Below are 19,878 nucleotides of genomic sequence, written 5' to 3'. Positions count from 1 at the left end.
TACCAATAGTACGCTCCGCTCCGGCATTCGAAAATCACCATTCTCGCACACACATGCCGCCTTTTTGATTCAGGCTCTAAGTTCATCGAATGTGTTACAGATCATCCTTCGGGGAGAAGGGCGATCTGGTTGCCGGGATAGCGTACTAGGCGTCCAGCCAGATCGAGTTCCAGCAAAATGAGCTGGACCTGGCTGGCGCCGATGCCGGTATGGCGCACAAGGCTATCAATATCGACAGGGCTTGGACCGAGAACATCCACGATGCGGTAACGTTCTTCATCCGTCATGAGCGCTGGCATTTCGTCCAGAGGTTCTTCCATTCGGTTGAGATCGTCAACCGACGGAAGATCGACAGCAAAGAGGTCTTTCGGTCGCATGATTGGATTGAGCGCTTCAATGACATCGTCTACGCTCGTGACCAGTGTTGCACCTTGTTTCAGAAGTGCATTGGTGCCGCGAGCACGCGGGTCAAGCGGTGAGCCGGGCACGGCAAAGACCGTGCGGCCCATTTCGCCCGCCATGCGCGCGCTGATGAGTGAACCGGAGCGTTCCGCCGCTTCCACGACGATGAGGCCGAGCGAAAGCCCGGCAATGATGCGGTTGCGGCGTGGAAAATCGCGGGATCGCGGTTCTGCACCCATCGGCATTTCCGTAATCAGGGCGCCGTCATGTTCCGGAATTGCGCGATAGAGCGGCAGATTTTCAGGCGGGTAGGGGCGATCCAGTCCTCCAGCCAGCACAGCGACCGTGCCACTTGTCATGCTGGCCTTGTGCGCGGCGGCGTCAATGCCACGCGCCAAGCCGGAAATCACGGAAAAGCCCGCGTCACCAAGATCGCGAGCCAGCTTTTCTGTAAAGCGCGCACCGGCAACGGAAGCATTGCGCGAACCGACGATGGCAACCGGCGGCTTGCGGAACACGCTTTCGCCGCCCTTGATGATCACCAAAGGCGGTGGCGCTTCGCAATTTTTCAGTTGCTGCGGATAATCAGGTTCGCCCATGCCGACGAGGCGCGCGCCGTGGCGCTCGATTGCCTCCAGCTCACGCTCGGCATCTTCCATCGGCGTAATGCGCAGCGGTCTGGTGCTGCCGCCCCGAATATTGAGGTCGGGCAACCGCTCCAGTGCATTGGCGGCAGAGCCGCAAAACAGGATAAGATCGCGAAACGTGACCGCACCGATATTGTCGGTGCGAATAAGGCGCAGCCAGTTCAATCTCTGGCGATCTGATAGGCGAATTCCGGTTTTCGAATTCGCGCCCTCCATCACCCCTTGGCTCCGATACGGCTTTCAGTACCGTTCAGAAGCCGCTTTATATTGGCGTGATGCTTGAAGAAGATGATCACCGTCAGCACGGCGAACAGGCCTGCAATCGCGTGGTCACCTTTGAAATAAAGGCTGATCGGCACGATGATACTGGCAAGAAGGGCGGACAGCGACGAGTAGCGCGTGACGATTGCCGTCACGATCCAGACAGCGGCAAAAATCAATGCGCCGGGCCAGGCCAGGCCAATCAGAATGCCGAGATAGGTGGCGACACCTTTGCCACCCTTGAAGCCGATCCAAACAGGAAAGAGGTGGCCGATAAACGCGCCGAAACCGGCAGCAATCGCGGCTGCTTCGCCATAGCGCGACGCAATCAGCACCGCAAAGGTGCCTTTCAGCACATCGAGAATGAGCGTTGCGGCGGCGAGTTTCTTGTTGCCGGTGCGCAGCACATTGGTCGCGCCAATATTGCCCGAGCCGATGGAACGCACATCGCCCAAGCCAGCCAGTCGGGTCAGGATGAGCCCGAAAGGAATGGAACCAAGGAGATAGCCGAAAATAAGTGTCGCGACGAGCACGAGATTAAAGAAACCGGTTTCGGCCATATAGATTCCCTCTGGCTTTTATTGTCGTCCATGGTCCCGAGAGAATTCCCCTTTCGGGACCATGGATTCTTATGCCGAATACACGGTCTTGCCGGCGACTATAGTGCGGACCACGCGACCCTGGAAGCGGGCGCTTTCAAAACAGCTGTTCTTCGAAAGCGAATGCAGGTCTTCCTCGCGCACGATCCACGGCTCGTCGAGATCAACGATAGCAAGATCAGCCGAAGCGCCGGGCTTGAGTGTGCCTGCATCCAGACCGAAAATCTTTGCCGGGGCGGTAGACAGCACTTCAACCAGACGCAGCAGTGGAATGCTGTCATTGTGGTAGAGGCGAAGCGCAGCACCCAGAAGCGTTTCCAGACCGATGGCCCCAGCTTCTGCATCCGAGAAGGGCAGGCGCTTGGTGTCGACATCCTGCGGATCATGCGCGGAGACGACAATATCGATCGTGCCGTTCTTGACCGCCTCGACCATGGCTAGCCGGTCCTGTTCGCTCCGCAGCGGCGGTGACAGGCGGAAGAAAGTGCGGAACTCGCCAATGTCGTTCTCATTGAGCGACAGGTGATTGATCGACACGCCAGCCGTCACCTTTGAACCGAGATCCTTGGCGCGGCGCATGGCGTCGGCGGACATGGCGCAGGAAAGCTGCGCCGCGTGATACTTGCTGTTGGTCAGCGCGGCGAGGCGCAGATCACGCTCAAGCGGGATGACTTCGGCTTCACGCGGGCTGCCGGACAGGCCGAGCCAGCTCGCGAACAGGCCTTCATTCATCACGCCGGTAGCGCCGAGATGAGGATCGCGGGTTTCGCAGGCGATGACCGCGTTGAAATCACGGGCATAGGTCAGCGCACGGCGCATCAGCTGCGTATTGGCAATGGTCTGGCGACCTTCGGTGAAGGCGACAGCGCCTGCATCGCGCAGCAGGCCGATTTCTGTCATTTCTTCGCCGTGCAGACCTTTGGTGATGGCTGCAGCCGGATGCACATTGACGACGGCTGTATCGCGCGCAGTCCGCTTGACGAATTCCACCAGTGCAACATCGTCGATAACCGGATCAGTATCCGGCATCATGATGATCGACGTCACGCCACCGGCGGCGGCAGCGCGACTGGCAGAAGCGATGGTTTCGCGGTGCTCTGCGCCCGGCTCGCCGATAAATACCCGCGAATCGACCAGACCGGGGAGAATGGCCTTACCCTCCAGATCGATGATCTCCGCACCTTCCGGTGCGCCCTGATTGCGGGCACCCGCTCCGGCGGCAACAATCTTGCCGTCTTGGATCATCACACTGCCGACCTCATCGAGACCGCGCGATGGATCAACGATGCGCGCATTTTCAAACAGAACCGCGCTCATGCTGCTTCTCCGTTGCTGGGATTACGGCGCGGATCGAGCAGTGCTTCCATCACGGCCATGCGCACGGCGACGCCCATTTCCACCTGTTGCTGGATCACGCTCTGTGGGCCATCGGCGACATCGGAGGCGATTTCAACGCCGCGGTTCATTGGGCCCGGATGCATGACGAGCGCATCAGGCTTGGCGTGCTTCAGCTTTTCCTTATCGAGGCCGTAGAAGCGGAAATATTCGCGTACCGAAGGCACGAATGACCCGGCCATGCGCTCACGCTGCAAGCGCAGCATCATGACCACATCGGCGTCTTTCAGCCCTTCTTCCATCGAGTTGAACACTTCGACGCTCATATCGGCCATGCCGGAAGGCAGAAGCGTGGATGGTGCAACGACGCGAACGCGCGCGCCGAGTGCATTGAGAAGCAGAATGTTGGAGCGTGCCACGCGGGAGTGGAGCACATCGCCGCAAATGGCGACAATCAGGTTTTCGATCTGGCCTTTGGCGCGACGGATCGTCAGCGCATCGAGCAGGGCCTGTGTGGGGTGTTCATGTGCACCATCGCCCGCATTGACGACCGAGCAGCCGACTTTCTGGGCGAGCAGGGCGGCAGCACCGGCTGACGCATGGCGGATGACCAGAATATCCGGTTGCATCGCGTTCAGCGTCATCGCCGTATCGATGAGCGTTTCGCCCTTCTTGACCGACGAATTGCCGACCGACATGTTCATCACGTCGGCACCGAGCCGTTTACCGGCCAGTTCGAACGACGATTGCGTTCGCGTCGATGCTTCGAAGAAAAGATTGATTTGCGTGCGACCGCGCAGCACGGACTTTTTCTTCTCTGGCTGCCGGGATACGGCGATTTCCTGATCTGCAAGATCGAGGAGGCAGAGAATGTCCAGGGGCGATAGCCCCTTGATGCCAAGCAGGTGGCGGTGAGGGAAAAGCGGAGAGACCGGTTCTTTTATCATGGCAAGTCACCCGTATAGGACCATACGGCAGGTTCCGCAACTGTCCTTAGTGTCTGATCCAAAAGTCACCATGCCTGTCTGCAAATGGCAATTTCTGCGCTTCCGGTGCTCACGTACCTAAAAGTACGCTGCGCTCCGGTTCTCGAAATCACCATTTTCGCCACGGCCTGCCGCTTTTTTTATTCAGACACTTATAACGGCACGTGCCGATTCCCCAAGAAAAACCTGTGCCGTCCCGGCAAGAAATTCGGGAAAGGAAGGCAAATTCTTAGCAAATTGGATGCAAGAGGACTAAGTTACCCCCAAACGAACAGCACGGAATGAGCCTTTGAAAACGCACGAAGTCACGAACCAGACGCCATCCATGGCAGGCACCAATGCATATCTGGCCGATCCGCTTCTGATGCAGATTGCGGCTCGTTTTCCAACAGAGCTTCATAATGAGCTGGAGCAGACAGGGCGTTTTGTGTTGTCGGCAGAAGCGCAGGATCTGGCGCGGCTGGCCAATACGGAACTGCCAAAACTGCGTACGCATGACCGGCAGGGCAATCGTATCGACTTTGTCGAATATCATCCCGCCTATCACGCGCTCATGCGTCGTTCGATTGCGCACGGCCTGCATTGCTCAATCTGGGAGGATAATCCGGCCGAAACTGGTCGTCGCCATCAAGCCCGCGCTGCGCGTTTCTACCTGACGGCACAACTTGAGGCAGGACACCTTTGCCCACTCACCATGACAAGTGCCTCCCTTGCGGCAGTGATGGGCGCGCCAGATATCTACAAGGAATGGTCGCCTGCGGTCATGTCGCGGAAATACGACCTTTCGCAAAAGCCCGCGCTGAGCAAAAACGGTGTCACGCTCGGCATGGGCATGACGGAAAAGCAGGGTGGTACGGATGTGCGTACCAACACCACCCGCGCGGCAGTCAATGAGGATGGCACCTATACAATCACCGGGCATAAATGGTTTATGTCCGCACCAATGTCGGATGCATTTCTGGTTCTGGCGCAGGTCGATGAGCAGCTTTCCTGCTTTCTGGTTCCGCGCCTCACAGCGGAAGGTAAAGGCAACGGCTTTGCCTTCCAGCGCCTCAAGGACAAGCTCGGCAACAAGTCCAACGCCTCTTCGGAAGTCGAATTCGATGGCGCTATCGGCCACCTGATCGGCAATCCGGGCGAGGGCGTGAAAACCATCATGGACATGGTGACGCTGACGCGGCTCGATTGTGCAGTTGCATCGGCAGGCCTGATGCGCTCCGGTCTGGCAGAAGCCGTGCACCATTGCCGGCATCGCGAGGTTTTCGGCAAACCGCTGATCGAACAGCCTTTGATGAGCCGTGTTCTGGCCGATATGGCGCTGGATGTTGCTGGGGCCACGGCACTTTCCATGCGTCTTGCCCGTGCCTTCGATATGGCAGCTAGCGACCGAGCCGAAGCGGCTTTTGCCCGCTGCATGACGCCGGTGGTCAAATATTGGGTATGCAAGATCGCGCCTGCGCTGCTTTACGAAGCCATGGAGTGCCTTGGCGGCAATGGCTATATCGAAGAGGGCAATCTGGCGCGCGCCTATCGCGAAGCGCCCGTCAATGCGATCTGGGAAGGCTCCGGCAACGTCATGGCGCTGGATGTGGCGCGCGTGCTGTCGCGTGCGCCGGGCCTGTTCGACGAAGTGCTGGAATGGATCGGCGGTCAGCTTGGCCAGCGCGGGCAGGGCACCATCGACGTTCTGCGCGCAGCTCTACAGCTCACGGAAACCGATCAGGGCGTCGCGCGTCTTCTGACGGAACAGCTTGCCTATGCGGCAGCGGCGGCAGAGTTGCGCCAGCTTGGCGCAGACGATATTGCCGACGCATTTATTGAAACGCGCCTTGGCGGTCAGTGGCGCAGCACCTATGGCATGCTCGATGCGCGCCATGATGCGATGCGTATTCTCGATCAGCTTTATCCGGCCCAACCCTGACCGACTTAATCGTCGTCTGCTTCTGACCGCCTGATCAGATGCAGGCGGTCAAGCGCGCCCTGCAAGATAAAAGCGGCGGCTGCCGAATCGATGCGTTCGGCCCGTTTGCCGCGTGAAACGTCCATGCCGATCAAAGCGCGTTCGGCGGCAACGGTGGATAGCCGTTCGTCCCAAAATACGAAGGGCAGGTCGGTGAGCGGCTGCATGGTGCGCACGAAAGCGCGGGTCGCCTGAACACGGGGACCGGAGGTGCCGTCCATATTCATGGGCAAGCCGATCACGATCACGCCGACTTTATCCGCCTCCAGCGCTTTCAAAAGCGCCTGCGCATCCAGCGTGAATTTCACGCGCTTGATGACCGGGCGCGGATTCGCAAAGGAAAAACCCAAGTCCGAAACGGCAAGCCCGATGGTCTTGGTCCCAAGATCCAATCCGGCAATCGTATGACCAGGCTTGAGCAGCGCCGGAACTTCCTCGATTTCAACGATAGCCATAAGTCCTCATCGGAATTTGAAGTCTCTTCATATTGCTTTCAACTTTATGGGCGTCATATCTGTTCTCAACCCGGAAATCGAGATCGAAGGAGAATCTTCATGAAACTGACCTGGCTCGGCCACGCCGCCTTCCGTATTGAAACTGCACAAGCCGTCATCCTCATCGATCCGTTCCTGAACGGAAATCCCGGTGCAAAAGGCATCGACTTCAAGGAAGCGACCAAGGGCGTCACCCATATTGCGTTGACCCACGGTCATGGCGATCATATCGGCGACACCGTTACCATCGCCAAGGATCATGGCGCGACCGTCATCGCCAATGCCGATCTGGCAAGCTGGCTCGGTACGCAAGGCGTTGAAAAGCTGGAGATGGGCAATACTGGTGGCACACAGACGCATGACAGTTTCTCGGTCACTTTTGTCAACGCGCTGCATTCCTCCGCTTATCTGACCCAAAACGGTGTTTCGCAGGCGCTCGGCAACCCGAATGGTCTGGTGTTCCATTTCGAAAATGACCCGACACTTTATCATATGGGCGATACGGATATTTTTTCCGACATGGCGCTCATCAACGAGTTGCATCAGCCGGAAATCGGCATCGTGCCGGTTGGTGACCGCTTCACCATGGGCGGCGCGGTGGCGGCCCTGGCTTGCCAGCGCTACTTTAACTTCAAGGCCGTATTGCCGTGCCATTACGGTTCCTTCCCGATCATCGACCAGACGGCGGACAAGTTTATTGCTGGTATGGCCGATCATCCGGGCACGAAGGTTCTGGCGGATCCGGCAGGCACCGTTCACAGTTTCTAAACCCCGTAGAAGCGCAAGAAATGTTGCGCTTCAACAATCGCGCCGTTATAGCCGTAGCAAAGAACCTTCAGGGTGGCGGTTCGCCGCCCTGATCTAGCATTTGCGGAGAACAGAATGTCCGTCGATATTTCCACCGTCAAACGCGTCGCGCATCTCGCGCGTATCGCCGTCAGTGAAGACGATGCCGAGCGCATGACCGGTGAACTCAATGCAATTCTGGGCTTTGTCGAGCAATTGAACGAAGTCAATGTTGATGGCGTCGAGCCAATGACCTCGGTGACGCCGATGAATATGCGTCTGCGCGACGACAAAGTGACCGATGGCGGCATTGCTGATGCCGTAGTCGCCAATGCACCGGTCACGGAAGACAATTTCTTCGTCGTTCCCAAGGTCGTGGAGTAAGTCATGACCATTCGGGTTTCGATCGAGACCCCGTTGCAAGACGATGTGCGCGAGCTGGTGGAACACCTGAACGCGCATATGCTGCCGCTGTCACCACTGGAATTCCAGTTCAAGATGACGGTCGAGCAGATGGCGGAGCCGGACACGACGGTTTTCGTGGCGCGCGATGAAGACGGCAAGGCCGTCGGTTGCGGCGCCTTGAAGCTGCACGAAGATGGCACTGGTGAACTGAAGCGCATGTTTACCCGCCCGGAAGTGCGCGGCAAACGCGTGGGTTCCGCTCTCGTTGATGCGATTGTCGGGTTGGCCAATGCGAAGAATGTTTCGCGCCTTGTGCTTGAAACCGGGACTGGCCCCGGTTTTGCCGGTGCCTGGCGGCTTTATGAGAATTCGGGTTTTACGCGCTGCGGTGTGGTTCTGGACTATCCGGACTCCGAATACAGCGCCTTTTTTGAAAAGCGTCTCTCCGAGGCGCACTGACAGGATTTGACGATGAGCGAACTGACCGCACTGACCATTGCCGAAGCGCGCGACAAGCTGAAGGCCAAGGCCATCACCGCGACCGAGCTGACCGATGCCTATCTAGCCGCTATCGACACCGCCAATGAAGCCATCAATGCCTATGTGACGGTTACGCATGATCAGGCGCGTTCCATGGCCAAGGCCTCGGATGAACGCATTGCCAAGGGCGATGCGGGCGCGCTGGAAGGCATTCCGCTCGGTGTGAAGGACCTGTTCGCGACCAAGGGCGTGCATACGCAGGCGTGCTCGCATATTCTCGATGGCTTCAAGCCGGAATATGAATCGACCGTCACCGCCAATCTGTGGGCCGACGGCGCGGTCATGCTGGGCAAGCTTAACATGGACGAATTCGCCATGGGCTCGTCCAACGAAACTTCCTTTTACGGCTCGGTGAAAAACCCGTGGCGCGCCAAGGGCTCCAATGCCGATCTCGTGCCGGGCGGTTCGTCCGGTGGTTCGGCTGCTGCCGTCGCCGCGCAGCTTTGCGCTGGCGCAACTGCAACGGATACGGGCGGTTCGATCCGTCAGCCTGCCGCGTTCACCGGTACGGTCGGTATCAAGCCGACCTATGGCCGCGTGTCACGTTGGGGCACGGTCGCCTTCGCCTCGTCTCTCGATCAGGCTGGCCCGATTGCACGCGACGTGCGAGACGCCGCTATCCTGCTGAAGTCCATGGCCTCGCTCGACCTCAAGGACACCACCTCGGTCGATCTGCCGGTGCCGGATTACGAAGCAGCCATCGGCAAGTCGCTGAAGGGCATCAAGATTGGTATTCCTCGGGAATATCGCGTCGATGGCATGCCGGGCGAGATCGAAGAACTGTGGCAGAAGGGCATTCAGTATCTGAAGGATGCCGGTGCTGAAATCGTCGATATTTCGCTGCCGCATACGAAATATGCGCTGCCAGCTTACTACATCGTCGCTCCGGCAGAAGCTTCATCCAACCTCGCGCGTTATGACGGCGTGCGCTATGGCCTGCGCGTGCCCGGCAAGGACATTGCCGACATGTACGAGCAGACCCGCGCAGCTGGCTTCGGCAAGGAAGTGAAGCGCCGTATCGTCATTGGCACTTATGTGCTTTCGGCTGGCTATTACGACGCCTATTATCTACGCGCCCAGAAAGTCCGTACACTGATCAAGAAGGACTTTGAGGATGTTTTCGCCAAGGGCGTGCACGCTATCCTCACGCCTGCGACGCCGTCGGCTGCATTCGGTCTTGCTGATGAAGACCTCGCTAACGATCCGGTCAAGATGTACCTCAATGACATCTTCACCGTGACGGTGAACATGGCCGGTCTTCCGGGCATCGCCGTACCTGCTGGTATTAACGAGCACGGTCTGCCGCTCGGCCTTCAGCTGATCGGTCGCCCGTTCGAGGAAGAGACGCTGTTTCAGGCAGCCCATGCCATTGAGCAGGCTGCCGGGCGCTTCACCCCGGCCAAATGGTGGTAAATTTGGATATCTTAATTCGCCGGGGCTTCCCCGGCGAATTTGTTTCCATGGTAGCTCTTGCGGTCAGGGCATGGGAAATTCCGGCCAAGACAGGTCCGTTATGCGATCAGCGTCGCGTGGAGCTGGAAGCGAATTTCCTCGGTTATCTGCATGAAAATGCCGATGGCGTTCTGGTGGCGGAAGCAAACGGGAAAATCCTCGGCTGGGGCGCACGAGTTCCCAGCAGCAACTATATTGCCGATCTCTGGATCGATCCGCCTTTTCATGGGCAGGGCATCGGTGGGCGCATTCTCGATGCGCTGATGGCGCAAATTCTGCTCGACGGTTTCGATACCGCAACAATCGGCACGCATGCCGATAATCTTCCCGCCATTGGTCTCTACGAGAAAATGGGCTTCCGCATTGAGTGGCAAGGCGAAGAAGCTTCTGCCAGCATGGGTCGCGTTGTTGAAAAAGTGCGCATGCGTGCAACGCTTTAAACCATCCTCGGTTGCCGAACAGTCCCGCGCGCCTATCCTTCTAAAGAGAACCAGATTTTAGTGGAGGATGGCTATCATGTGGATCATGCTGACGGATGTGAGCGGCGAAAAACTCGCAATCAATTTCAACCACGTTCTGTCTTACAATGCCTATGGCACCGGCACCCGCATTCTGACGATGAGTGCCGATCAGACATTCTTCGTCAAAGAATCGCTGGAGGATATCGAGTCGCGACTGGGTATCGACGCGAAAGCATAAACATCAGTCTTTTCAAATCATTGGAATATCAGGCTCAGATATGAAAAGAGCGGCGGCTGGCCGGAACCAGCGTGCCGCTCTATCCGTGTTGAGCGTCGTCTAGATGTCGAGTTCTTCCACGAAAGCGGCGCGATCCGTAATGAAGCGGAAGCGGGCTTCAGGCTTGGTTCCCATCAGCTCATCGACGGTATTGCGGGTTTCATCGACATAGTCTTCATCCACCTGCACCCGCAGCAGCGTACGCTTCTTCGGGTCCATTGTGGTTTCCTTCAACTGCTCGGCGCGCATTTCACCGAGGCCTTTGAAGCGACCGATTTCAACCTTGCCGCGCCCGGTAAACATGGTGCGCATCAACTCGTCTTTATGAGCTTCGTCGCGCGCATAAGCCGTCTTGCCGCCCTGACTCAGGCGGTAAAGCGGCGGTACGGCCAGATAAAGATGGCCGTTGCGGATCAGTTCCGGCATTTCCTGATAGAAGAAGGTGATCAGCAGCGATGCGATATGCGCGCCGTCCACGTCAGCATCGGTCATGATGATTACGCGGTCATAGCGCAGATCATCTTCGCGATAATTCTTCCGCGTGCCGCTGCCCAGCGCCTGAATGAGATCGGCAATCTGCTGGTTGGCGGTCAGCTTCTCGCGGCCCGCACTGGCCACGTTGAGAATCTTTCCGCGCAGCGGCAGGATCGCCTGCGTGGCACGGTTACGCGCCTGCTTGGCCGATCCGCCTGCCGAGTCACCTTCGACGATGAACAATTCCGCGCCCGCTGCCGCATTCTGCGTGCAATCGGCCAGCTTGCCGGGCAGGCGCAGCTTGCGTGTCGCGCTTTTGCGAACAGTTTCCTTTTCCTGACGACGGCGCAGGCGTTCTTCCGCCCGATCCACGACCCAGTCGAGCAGGCGCGAGGCCTCCTGCGGCGAGGCGGCAAGCCAATGGTCGAACGGATCGCGGATTGCATTTTCCACGATGCGCTGCGCTTCCACCGTCGCAAGCTTGTCCTTGGTCTGACCGACGAATTCCGGCTCGCGGATAAACACCGACAACATGCCCGCTGCCGACACCATCACGTCATCCGTCGTGATGATCGAAGCGCGCTTGTTATTGGTCAGCTCCGCATAGGCCTTGAGACCGCGCGTCAGCGCGATGCGCAGGCCAGCTTCGTGCGTGCCGCCGTCGGCGGTCGGAATCGTATTACAATAGGAATGAACAAAGCCGTCACCGCCGAACCACGTGACCGCCCATTCGACCGCGCCATGTCCGCCCTGCTTTTCGGTCTTGCCAGCAAAAAGCTCGCGGGTGACCTGATGCTCCTTGCCGAGCGACGCCTGAAGATAATCCTTCAGACCGCCGGGGAAGTGGAACACTGCCTTTTCAGGCGTTTCCTTTTTCGGGTCGAGCAGCGATGGATCACAGTTCCAGCGGATTTCAACGCCGCCGAACAGATAGGCCTTCGACCGCGCCATGCGATAAAGCCGGTGCGGATCGAAATGAGCCGCTTTGCCGAAAATATCCGGGTCCGGATGAAAGCGAACACGCGTGCCGCGGCGATTGTGTACTTCGCCTGCATCTTCCAGCCCGCCCTGCGGAATGCCGCGAGAAAAGCGCTGGCGATAGAGGCGACGGTTGCGCGCAACTTCCACTTCCAGCACGTCGGATAGTGCATTGACCACGGAGACACCAACGCCGTGCAGGCCGCCCGATGTTTCATAGGCCTTGCCGTCGAACTTGCCGCCAGCATGCAGCTTGGTCATGATGACTTCGAGCGTGGATTTTCCTGGCACCTGTGGGTGCTCGTCAACCGGAATGCCGCGCCCATTATCAGAAACGGTGATGAAACCTTCGGCATCGAGGCTGACTTCGATGAAGTTTGCATGACCCGCAACGGCTTCGTCCATCGAGTTATCGATGACTTCCGCGAACAGGTGATGCAGCGCCTTTTCATCGGTGCCGCCGATATACATGCCGGGGCGCAGACGTACCGGCTCCAGCCCTTCGAGAACGCGAATGGACGAGGCGTTATAATCATCGCCGCCGGATGACACTGGCGGGGCCTTGGTCGCGACGGGCTTTGCAGCCTGCGGAGCAGGCGTGGAAGGCAACGGCGTCGCCACCGGCGGCGCGACGGGTTGAGGCGCGGCGCTCTTTTCAGTACGCCGTTCCACCTGCCGCTCCCGGGCATTGTTCACCACTCTTGAAAAGAGATCGTTGCTGTCGTCCATCTTTGCCCGATAAGCTCTCTGTCAGAATTTCAGGAAGGACCATGCGGCTTGGCGGCTCGACATGGACCGAAAATATACTGTCTGCGAATCATCTGAATGATGCCATGCGCAGCCATGAAAGGCGAATGAAGTTCGCCTTACGTTCCACTTTCGCATGGCTTTATCAAAGGTTTTCGTGTGATCTCCCGTCGGTTTGCACCAGAAACACGGCGAAAGTCAAACAAGCGGCGGTTCATTCGACAAATAAGGTGGATTAGCAGGGGTCATTCGCATAGAGCGGATGAACAAGCATCCATAGAAAATGAGTGAGTGGGGAAATGCAGGGCAGCGCGGCAGGCGGCGTAGAAGCGCATGTAAAAGGCATGGCCATTATGGTCGTCTCGGTGCTGATGCTGCCGCTGATGGACGCCATCGGCAAATGGCTGGCCATGATGGACAACATGCCCCCGGCAACCGTCACTTTCATGCGCTTTTTCGTACAAAGCTTGCTGATGTTTCTCATTCTGCTTGCAGCAGGCGGTGGCGTGGCAGCACTTCGCACGCACCATTTGACCGGAAACCTCATACGCGGCGTGCTGATGGGATTCGGCGGCCTGTGCTTCTTCACAGCGGTTAAATATATGCCGTTGGCCGACGCCATGGCCGTGTTCTTCGCAGAGCCGCTCATCCTCACGCTGCTTTCGGCTATCTTCCTTAAGGAGAAAGTCGGCTGGCGGCGGTTCAGCGCGGTCGGCATCGGCCTCATCGGGACGATGATCGTCATTCAGCCAAGCTTCGAGATTTTCGGCGCAGTCTCGCTGCTGCCGCTGGCGACGGCAGTGACATTCGCGATCTATCTGATCCTGAACCGCAAACTTGGCGCGAAGGAAAGCCCGCTTGTCATGCAGTTTTATGCTGGCATCGGCGGTTGGGTGTTTGCAGGATTCGCCATGCTTGTCGGTCCGTCGATGGGGTTCGCGGACCTCAGCTTCGGTCTGCCGCACAGTCTCCAGCCATGGCTGCTATTGCTGATTCTGGGCACGATCGGCACGGTCAGCCATCTGATGGTCGTGCACGCTTTCAAGCTGGCGCCAGCCTCGATGCTGGCCCCGTTTCAATATCTTGAAATCGTGAATGCAGTTCTAGTCGGGCTGATCGTCTTCGGTGATTTTCCGACGCCGTCCAAATGGTTCGGCATCGCGATCATTATCGGCTCAGGATTCTATGTGTTCATGCGTGAGCGCAAGCTGAAGGTCGAAGCCTGACGCTTACTTTATTGCGCGTGGCCCGAACACATTTTCGAAGGCCTTGCCAAGCGCCACGTCCATATCGCCCAATGTCACCGGCAAGCCGAGATCGACAAGGCTTGTGACACCGTGTTCTGAAATACCGCATGGTACGATGCCGCCGTAATGGCCGAGATCAGGCTCGACATTGATGGCGATGCCGTGAAAGCTGACCCAGCGACGCAGACGAATGCCGATGGCCGCAATCTTGTCCTCGCACATATCGCTATTGGCAAGGCGCGGCTTTTCAGGGCGCATCACCCAGACTCCGACGCGATCTTCGCGGCGCTCGCCCTTCACATTGAATTCGGCGAGGCTTTCAATAATCCATTGTTCCAATGCCGCCACGAAAGCACGCACATCTTCGCGTCGGCGCTTCAGATCCAGCATCACATAGGCCACACGCTGGCCGGGACCATGATAGGTATATTCGCCACCGCGTCCGGTGTTGAACACGGGCAGGCTGTCGGGCGTCAGCAGATCTTCCGCCCGCGCGCTCGTACCAGCCGTATAAAGGGGAGGGTGCTCTACCAGCCAGACAAGTTCATTCGCCGTGCCTTCACGAATGGCCTGCACCCGCGCTTCCATGAAGGCGAGGGCGTCTTCGTAATCGGTAAGGCCGTCCGCCACCAGCCATTCCACCGGCGGCGCATCGGCGTCCACAGGCAGAAACTGCACATTGAGCGTGTCGCGTTGCGACTTGGATGAACTATCCATGAGTGGAGCAGTGTTGGTCATGATGGCAGCATATGGCGGTTTTCAGTGCGCGTTTCCAGATGTCAAAATGCCTCTGCTCTTCACTGAACCGCGAGCGGCACTTCGGTTTCGCACCGGTTGCGGCCAGACTGTTTGGCCCGATAAAGCGCCTGATCGGCGGCATCGACCAGATGCGTATAATCTGGATGGCCGTTGAAAGTCGCAATGCCGATGGAAAGTGTTACTGTATCCACCGCACCATTGGTCAGGTTGAACTTCTGTTGCTGCACCAGCTCGCGCAGCTCTTCACCGATTGCAAAGGCTCTGTGTTCATCGGTTTCGACAAGCGCGACGAGAAATTCTTCGCCGCCATAACGGAAGACAAAATCTCCCGGGCGGCAATGCGCCAGTATAGTTTCCGCGACCTGCTGCAATATGGCGTCGCCACCGCCATGCCCATGCGTGTCGTTGATGCGCTTGAAGTGATCAATGTCGATCATGAGAATGCTGAGATCGAGGCCCTTCTGCGAAGCCATGCGAATTTCGCGCGTCAAAATGGGCGGCAGGAAACGGCGGTTCAGGGCGCGTGTCAGCGGGTCGCGCCCAGTTTCCATGGTTGCCGCCGCCTGAAACAGTTCCGCCAGCAGAAACTTTGCTTCACCAATCCTGGTCTGGAACTCGGCCATGATCGCCGCCAGCCCGGCGGGATCATTTTTGCGGGCCGTATTCAGGTTGGGCAACAATTCATAATCTATCTGATTGACGGTCTGGCGCAGACGCTCAAGTGTCGTCGAGCCGGAAAACAGCATGTCAGCCTTGTGCTGCAGCCAAAGACCGAAATCCGAGCTGCCGAGCGAGAGCAGGGGGCTGTCGCTGTTCCCATAAAGGTTGAACAGCAAGGACTGGCTCCACTCCATCAGGGCAGCGCGCTGTGATTCCCGTTCGAGCGGAATGTCGTGGCTCAGTGTGAAGGCGCGATAAGCTTCGTCTGTCTGGGCGCTTTTGCGCGCATCTTTCACGAAGGCCTGACTCATGATTTCAATAGCAATATCGACCGCATTGCTGACATGCACGATCAATCGCGCCAGCGCATCACGCTCCAGAACGCTGCCTTTCAACTGCCGGATGATTTCATTCTTCAGCAATCGCGCGCCTTGCATGACGATGTGGATCGGCACCTGAATGCGGGCGTGAACCTCGCCGATCTTGCGTTGTTCCTGAACGAAAGCCGCGACATCGGTAGGACGGCTTACCAGGAGGTGTACAAGCCAGTCACTCAGCGAATGTTGCAGGCGGTCATGAACGATGGTCTGTGACAAAAAGGCTGCGGCTTCGCGGTTTTGCATCAGGCGGCTGTAGAAAATTTCCACGAAGCTCTGCTTGTGCTGCTCAACCAGCTCCGACAAAAGCCGGGATTGGTCGTCGGAAAGATTGGATACCAGCTCTACCCATTCCTCTTCCGTCGCACCAAGGCCTGTTTGAGAACCCCACCGCGTTGCATCATTCAACAAGGCCGCACCACCCATATCCAAAATCTCGCAATATGCTGCATATTTCCAGCAACCATCGATAACCGGCCAGAGACCGATTAAAATTGGGGGCAAGATTCAGCAGCTTTCCCTAGGCTCTATAAGGTGTGTCGAGCGGAACTCAATGCTTTATGTGGTCGCTAAGCCAATTTTGGAATCCGAGGCAATTTCGGCATCTGTTGGTGTGATTCTGACCTATGGGTACGGGAGAAGCCATGGCTTGATTGTTGTTGCGCTTAAAATTAGCAGGATTCCCTGTTCCGTATTTCATTGCAACTTACTGAAATATAATAATATATTTTTGTCAGACTTGAAATGTATCCCTGTTGGGAACCATATTCAGGGTGCATTCATGTGGGAGACTTCATGATGCATGCACCTGAAAAGGAGAAGCATAATGAAGAGCAACTTCACAAGTTTTTGGTCTGGCAAGGCCTTGCTGGCCGGAACGATTGGCGCGACATTTCTGATCGGCGCGATCGCACCCGCATCCGCTGCACCGATGATGCCTTCGGCACCGGCTGCGGCCAACGAAAACATCCAGCAGGTCCGCGACCATCGCTGGAGAGGCCACGGCGGACATTGGAACGGATACCGTCCGGGACCGCGTCCGGGCTGGCATGGCGGTGGTTATCGTCCGGGGCCCGGCTATTGGAACGGCCATCGCGGTTATCATGGCTATCGCCACGGCTATCGCCGTCACAGCGATGGCTGGTGGTATCCGCTGGCGGCGTTTGGCGCAGGCGCGATCATTGGCGGCGCTATTGCTGCCCCACCACCACCGCCTCCGCCAGTCTATCGCGCACCGGTCTATAATAGCGGCTCACATATTCAATGGTGCTATGACCGCTACCGGTCTTACCGCAGCTCGGACAATACGTTCCAGCCTTATAACGGTCCGCGCCAGCAGTGCTATTCGCCGTATCGTTGATAGATTCGGCCTGATTGAACAGAAAGCCGCCTTTCGAGGCGGCTTTTCTTTTGCAAAAAGGGGCTAAAAACCATCAGCTTGCGCTGATTGATACCCCTCTCATTTCTCTATGGTGCTGGATTATGTGCAGTTGACATGATTTTTTGAATTTATGTTGGAGAAACGTGATTTTATGGTGTTGACCATTCGAAAACTCGCCCTTATGTTCCGCCGCACTTCCAGGGACGATTTGTTCCTCAGGGAGCGCGTAGCTCAGCCGGTAGAGCAACTGACTTTTAATCAGTAGGTCCAGGGTTCGAATCCCTGCGCGCTCACCAAAAAAGTACAGCAATATTAGATATTTACGATTGATGTGGCTTAATTGACCGTGTGCCGTAGATGTTCAGGAATTTCCAAGAAAATCAGGCATTTTCAGGATTGTGCGGGGAATCGACGGCACATGATTTGACACATGGCACACAGTCTACGCTGCGTGCTCCGCCTCCAAGCCTTCCATCCATTTTTTGAGACTGGACCTGCGAGCAGCGACTGTGCCGCCTAGTTTGAAGCTGGGCATAATTTTATCGTAGATCAGCCGATAAGCTTGGCGCCTGGTGACGCCCAGATACTTGGCGATTGGCTCGACGCCCATTAACAGATCTGCTTCGTTGTCGTTTTCGTGGTGCATGTTGATTCCCTCGTTTTTTGATTTATTCATCCTCACTCCCTTTCCCGCAGTGCGGCGCGCTCATCGATGCGGTATTCGCGTTCTTCTCGACAAATGCGCTCGATCCATTTCCAGAACCGAAACCAAAAGCCACCCTGCGTAGCGAAATCGGCCAGCATCGCGGCTTCGCGCTCGATCTCACCGTACTCATAGATTTCGCCGCTAAGCTTGCGTTCTTCTGGCGTCAGCATCACTCCCCGCCTTTCTCGCGCAGTGCGGCGCGGCGTTTTTCGTATTGAATGAGTGCTCCGTGACCACCTTTGACCCAGATCGACATAGACCACTCGCAGCCAGATGCCAAACCGACGCCGTTGCACATTCCGATATGGGTTTCTCGGCCTTTGCATCCGCAGTGGCATTTCCGGCGTGATTTGCGCGGCTCCATGTAACGGGTCTGCGTTTCAGAATTCCCGTGCTGGCCCCAAGATTGGGTGCCATCCGTCATCGCAGCTTTCAAAGCCTGTGGCGTGAGTTTCGACAGATCAGTCATTCGGAACCGCCTTTCAGGGCTTGGCGACCGGCCTCGGTAATGCCCAGGCGCTCTTTGTTGTAGTCGCCTGTGTAATATCGGCGGATAAATCCAGCTCGATGCAGCTTTCTATCGGTGAAATACCAAAAGATGCTTGCTACTTCAGCGCCAGAAGCGATGCGGCGCAACCGTTTGAAGTCACGCGAGGTCATAGGCTGGCCTCCTTTGCGCGCAAGAGGGCGATGGACTTGGCCCGTCGCTCTGGCGTGAGCGTGTAGTCATAGGCCCGGCATGTTTCGCGCTTCCCGTTAGTTCTGGTGAAAATCACCTTTGTCCCGGCCTCGTTTGCGCGGGCTGATTTATAGTTCTCGTCTGGCTTGAAGAACGCCAATTCGATCAAAACGTCAGTCCGGTTGCACGGTGCGTCTAGCTTGGAGAGGCGGTTAACGAGGTCAGAAGTCATTTCAACGTTCTCCCCAGATAGAGGCCGAGGGCAAAGAAAAAAGAGATCACACCGGTAGTTACAAGAAGGGCGCTCATGACGGCTTCCCTCCCAGCGCGGCGCGGGCTTCGAAGAAGTCCTTCCCCTTAAGCTCAAGCACTCCACCGTCAGATGCTGAAATCTCGAAAATGACATCGGTGTTATTGAAGTTGCGTTCAAACACCGCGCCAGCGAACTTGCTGAACGGCTCCAGCGCCTTTTCAGCCACCGCCAGCTTGGCTTCGAGTTCCTTGTTACGTTGCTGATGATCTTCGCGCAGTTCCGTCTCTGCCTTAACCCGCGCACCCTTCGCCGCGTTGTCGGTTTGTAGATCATCTATGACCAATGACGCAGATTGAAGTTGTTCCGCTTGATCGCTGATAAGCCGATCCTTCGCCGCCAATAGCTCCTCAGCCTGCGAGCGGGTGACATATTTACCTGCACTAGAGCGTTTCATACGTGCCGTTTCATAATAGTCATCGCTGGAACATGCGGTTTCTATGTATGGTTCATACGTCACCAGTCCCGTATCTGTAGCGGCAGGCGCGGGGCGGGTGTCAGCCGCCGCAAGCACCGCCGTCATGACCCGCTTTTGCCAAGTGCTATCGCAGTTCGCGAATGTAATGTCCTGTTTCGCCATTTCGGCAATAGCTGCATTCAGACGTTCACTTGTCATGGCCGTCACCCCGCCGTTGAATGGACGTTTGAGGGAAAGAGGATGCTGTCTAAGCCAGCGTCAAGCTCATATACCGCAGTACAAAAATCCTTCCCGGTGCCCACTATCTCCTCAATCTTTGCGTCGAAACTCTTGTCATAGACAAACACGTCGTCGTCGCCGATTGTGTAAAAACCCAGACGTTCGGACGGGCATTCGCGCAAGGCTTTTTTGAGCCGTTTCAGCCACTTGCTTTCTGCGTCAGTGAGTTCACTCGCCATGGCGGTCGCCTCCTGATGGGTGGGAGGCGTCGGGACGGCGCGAATACCAATGGGTTTCAGTCGGCGCGACGATGGAAAA

The 19,878-nt window shown here is 57.0% G+C and carries 24 protein-coding genes and 1 tRNA gene; 10 read left to right on the top strand and 15 right to left on the bottom strand.

Annotated elements, in window-relative coordinates; translation table 11 throughout:
• Positions 1 to 101: 101 nt before the first annotated feature.
• The 4 genes from dprA to FGI60_RS07660 all read right to left on the bottom strand — a co-directional run bounded on the left by dprA (position 102) and on the right by FGI60_RS07660 (position 4,191).
• The gene (gene dprA / locus FGI60_RS07675; RefSeq protein ID WP_138784683.1) at positions 102 to 1,268 is read right to left on the bottom strand and encodes a DNA-processing protein DprA; all 1,167 of its coding nucleotides are present in this window, start codon (positions 1,266 to 1,268) and stop codon (positions 102 to 104) included.
• Positions 1,265 to 1,870, bottom strand: a complete 606-nt coding sequence (plsY, locus tag FGI60_RS07670) for a glycerol-3-phosphate 1-O-acyltransferase PlsY (protein ID WP_138784682.1) — start codon at positions 1,868 to 1,870, stop codon at positions 1,265 to 1,267. The genes dprA and plsY overlap by 4 nt, the downstream gene beginning before the upstream one ends.
• Before the next feature lie 69 nt (positions 1,871 to 1,939).
• Positions 1,940 to 3,226: a dihydroorotase gene (locus FGI60_RS07665; RefSeq protein WP_138784681.1), complete on the bottom strand. Its 1,287-nt coding sequence runs from the start codon at positions 3,224 to 3,226 to the stop codon at positions 1,940 to 1,942.
• Entirely contained in the window at positions 3,223 to 4,191 is a 969-nt protein-coding gene (locus FGI60_RS07660; protein WP_078336960.1) for an aspartate carbamoyltransferase catalytic subunit, read from the bottom strand. The genes FGI60_RS07665 and FGI60_RS07660 overlap by 4 nt, the downstream gene beginning before the upstream one ends.
• A 328-nt stretch (positions 4,192 to 4,519) precedes the next feature.
• On the opposite strand from FGI60_RS07660, the gene FGI60_RS07655 reads away from it, so the two are divergent.
• Positions 4,520 to 6,151 (top strand): acyl-CoA dehydrogenase family protein, encoded by a 1,632-nt coding sequence (locus FGI60_RS07655; RefSeq protein WP_138784680.1) that lies wholly within the window; start codon positions 4,520 to 4,522, stop codon positions 6,149 to 6,151.
• Positions 6,152 to 6,156: 5 nt separating this feature from the next.
• Here the strand turns inward: FGI60_RS07655 and ruvX are convergent, their stop codons facing one another.
• Positions 6,157 to 6,645, bottom strand: a complete 489-nt coding sequence (gene ruvX / locus FGI60_RS07650; RefSeq protein WP_138784679.1) for a Holliday junction resolvase RuvX — start codon at positions 6,643 to 6,645, stop codon at positions 6,157 to 6,159.
• A 99-nt stretch (positions 6,646 to 6,744) separates the two neighbouring features.
• On the opposite strand from ruvX, the gene FGI60_RS07645 reads away from it, so the two are divergent.
• From FGI60_RS07645 to FGI60_RS07620, 6 genes are all read left to right on the top strand, one after another.
• The gene (locus tag FGI60_RS07645) at positions 6,745 to 7,452 is read left to right on the top strand and encodes a metal-dependent hydrolase (protein ID WP_138784678.1); all 708 of its coding nucleotides are present in this window, start codon (positions 6,745 to 6,747) and stop codon (positions 7,450 to 7,452) included.
• 114 nt (positions 7,453 to 7,566) lie between these two features.
• The gene (gene gatC / locus FGI60_RS07640; RefSeq protein WP_078336964.1) at positions 7,567 to 7,854 is read left to right on the top strand and encodes an Asp-tRNA(Asn)/Glu-tRNA(Gln) amidotransferase subunit GatC; all 288 of its coding nucleotides are present in this window, start codon (positions 7,567 to 7,569) and stop codon (positions 7,852 to 7,854) included.
• A 3-nt stretch (positions 7,855 to 7,857) separates the two neighbouring features.
• Entirely contained in the window at positions 7,858 to 8,334 is a 477-nt protein-coding gene (locus FGI60_RS07635; RefSeq protein WP_138784677.1) for a GNAT family N-acetyltransferase, read from the top strand.
• A gap of 12 nt (positions 8,335 to 8,346) precedes the next feature.
• Positions 8,347 to 9,828, top strand: a complete 1,482-nt coding sequence (gene gatA / locus FGI60_RS07630; RefSeq protein ID WP_138784676.1) for an Asp-tRNA(Asn)/Glu-tRNA(Gln) amidotransferase subunit GatA — start codon at positions 8,347 to 8,349, stop codon at positions 9,826 to 9,828.
• 47 nt (positions 9,829 to 9,875) lie between these two features.
• Positions 9,876 to 10,307, top strand: a complete 432-nt coding sequence (locus FGI60_RS07625; protein WP_235889765.1) for a GNAT family N-acetyltransferase — start codon at positions 9,876 to 9,878, stop codon at positions 10,305 to 10,307.
• 76 nt (positions 10,308 to 10,383) lie between these two features.
• Positions 10,384 to 10,566 carry a hypothetical protein gene (locus tag FGI60_RS07620; protein WP_078336968.1) on the top strand — a complete coding sequence of 61 codons (183 nt, stop codon included), beginning with the start codon at positions 10,384 to 10,386 and terminating at the stop codon, positions 10,564 to 10,566.
• Between the two features lie 99 nt (positions 10,567 to 10,665).
• Here the strand turns inward: FGI60_RS07620 and parE are convergent, their stop codons facing one another.
• Positions 10,666 to 12,786: a DNA topoisomerase IV subunit B gene (gene parE / locus FGI60_RS07615; protein ID WP_138784674.1), complete on the bottom strand. Its 2,121-nt coding sequence runs from the start codon at positions 12,784 to 12,786 to the stop codon at positions 10,666 to 10,668.
• Between the two features lie 317 nt (positions 12,787 to 13,103).
• Between parE and FGI60_RS07610 the strand changes: the two genes are divergently transcribed.
• The gene (locus tag FGI60_RS07610) at positions 13,104 to 14,030 is read left to right on the top strand and encodes a DMT family transporter (protein WP_138784673.1); all 927 of its coding nucleotides are present in this window, start codon (positions 13,104 to 13,106) and stop codon (positions 14,028 to 14,030) included.
• A 3-nt stretch (positions 14,031 to 14,033) separates the two neighbouring features.
• Here FGI60_RS07610 and lipB read toward each other — a convergent pair whose 3' ends face one another.
• Together lipB and FGI60_RS07600 are read right to left on the bottom strand one after the other, a co-directional pair.
• Positions 14,034 to 14,768, bottom strand: a complete 735-nt coding sequence (gene lipB, locus FGI60_RS07605; RefSeq protein WP_374843063.1) for a lipoyl(octanoyl) transferase LipB — start codon at positions 14,766 to 14,768, stop codon at positions 14,034 to 14,036.
• 80 nt (positions 14,769 to 14,848) lie between these two features.
• Positions 14,849 to 16,351, bottom strand: coding sequence for a GGDEF domain-containing protein (locus FGI60_RS07600; RefSeq protein WP_235889764.1), 1,503 nt, complete (start codon positions 16,349 to 16,351; stop codon positions 14,849 to 14,851).
• A 322-nt stretch (positions 16,352 to 16,673) separates the two neighbouring features.
• Between FGI60_RS07600 and FGI60_RS07595 the strand changes: the two genes are divergently transcribed.
• Positions 16,674 to 17,207, top strand: coding sequence for a BA14K family protein (locus FGI60_RS07595; RefSeq protein WP_138784671.1), 534 nt, complete (start codon positions 16,674 to 16,676; stop codon positions 17,205 to 17,207).
• Between the two features lie 241 nt (positions 17,208 to 17,448).
• Positions 17,449 to 17,524, top strand: a tRNA-Lys gene (locus FGI60_RS07590).
• A 146-nt stretch (positions 17,525 to 17,670) separates the two neighbouring features.
• On the opposite strand, the gene FGI60_RS07585 is transcribed toward FGI60_RS07590, so the two are convergent.
• The 7 genes from FGI60_RS07585 to FGI60_RS07555 form a co-directional block, all read right to left on the bottom strand.
• On the bottom strand, positions 17,671 to 17,904 hold the full coding sequence (locus tag FGI60_RS07585) for an excisionase family DNA-binding protein (protein WP_235889763.1): 234 nt from the start codon (positions 17,902 to 17,904) through the stop codon (positions 17,671 to 17,673).
• A 2-nt stretch (positions 17,905 to 17,906) separates the two neighbouring features.
• On the bottom strand, positions 17,907 to 18,104 hold the full coding sequence (locus FGI60_RS07580) for a hypothetical protein (RefSeq protein WP_138784670.1): 198 nt from the start codon (positions 18,102 to 18,104) through the stop codon (positions 17,907 to 17,909).
• Positions 18,104 to 18,403 carry a hypothetical protein gene (locus FGI60_RS07575; RefSeq protein WP_210238432.1) on the bottom strand — a complete coding sequence of 100 codons (300 nt, stop codon included), beginning with the start codon at positions 18,401 to 18,403 and terminating at the stop codon, positions 18,104 to 18,106. Before FGI60_RS07575 ends, FGI60_RS07580 begins: the two co-directional genes overlap by 1 nt.
• Positions 18,400 to 18,594: a hypothetical protein gene (locus FGI60_RS07570; RefSeq protein ID WP_138784669.1), complete on the bottom strand. Its 195-nt coding sequence runs from the start codon at positions 18,592 to 18,594 to the stop codon at positions 18,400 to 18,402. Before FGI60_RS07570 ends, FGI60_RS07575 begins: the two co-directional genes overlap by 4 nt.
• A complete protein-coding gene (locus tag FGI60_RS07565) occupies positions 18,591 to 18,845 on the bottom strand; it encodes a hypothetical protein (protein ID WP_138784668.1) in 255 nt (84 codons plus the stop codon). The genes FGI60_RS07570 and FGI60_RS07565 overlap by 4 nt, the downstream gene beginning before the upstream one ends.
• A 73-nt stretch (positions 18,846 to 18,918) precedes the next feature.
• A complete protein-coding gene (locus FGI60_RS07560) occupies positions 18,919 to 19,539 on the bottom strand; it encodes a hypothetical protein (RefSeq protein WP_138784667.1) in 621 nt (206 codons plus the stop codon).
• Between the two features lie 5 nt (positions 19,540 to 19,544).
• On the bottom strand, positions 19,545 to 19,799 hold the full coding sequence (locus FGI60_RS07555; RefSeq protein WP_138784666.1) for a hypothetical protein: 255 nt from the start codon (positions 19,797 to 19,799) through the stop codon (positions 19,545 to 19,547).
• Positions 19,800 to 19,878 lie beyond the last annotated feature (79 nt).

This window comes from Brucella haematophila, assembly GCF_005938105.1.
Lineage (GTDB): Bacteria > Pseudomonadota > Alphaproteobacteria > Rhizobiales > Rhizobiaceae > Brucella > Brucella haematophila.
Note: the sequence above shows the minus strand (reverse complement) of the source record. Positions and strands in the feature narration are given on the sequence as shown.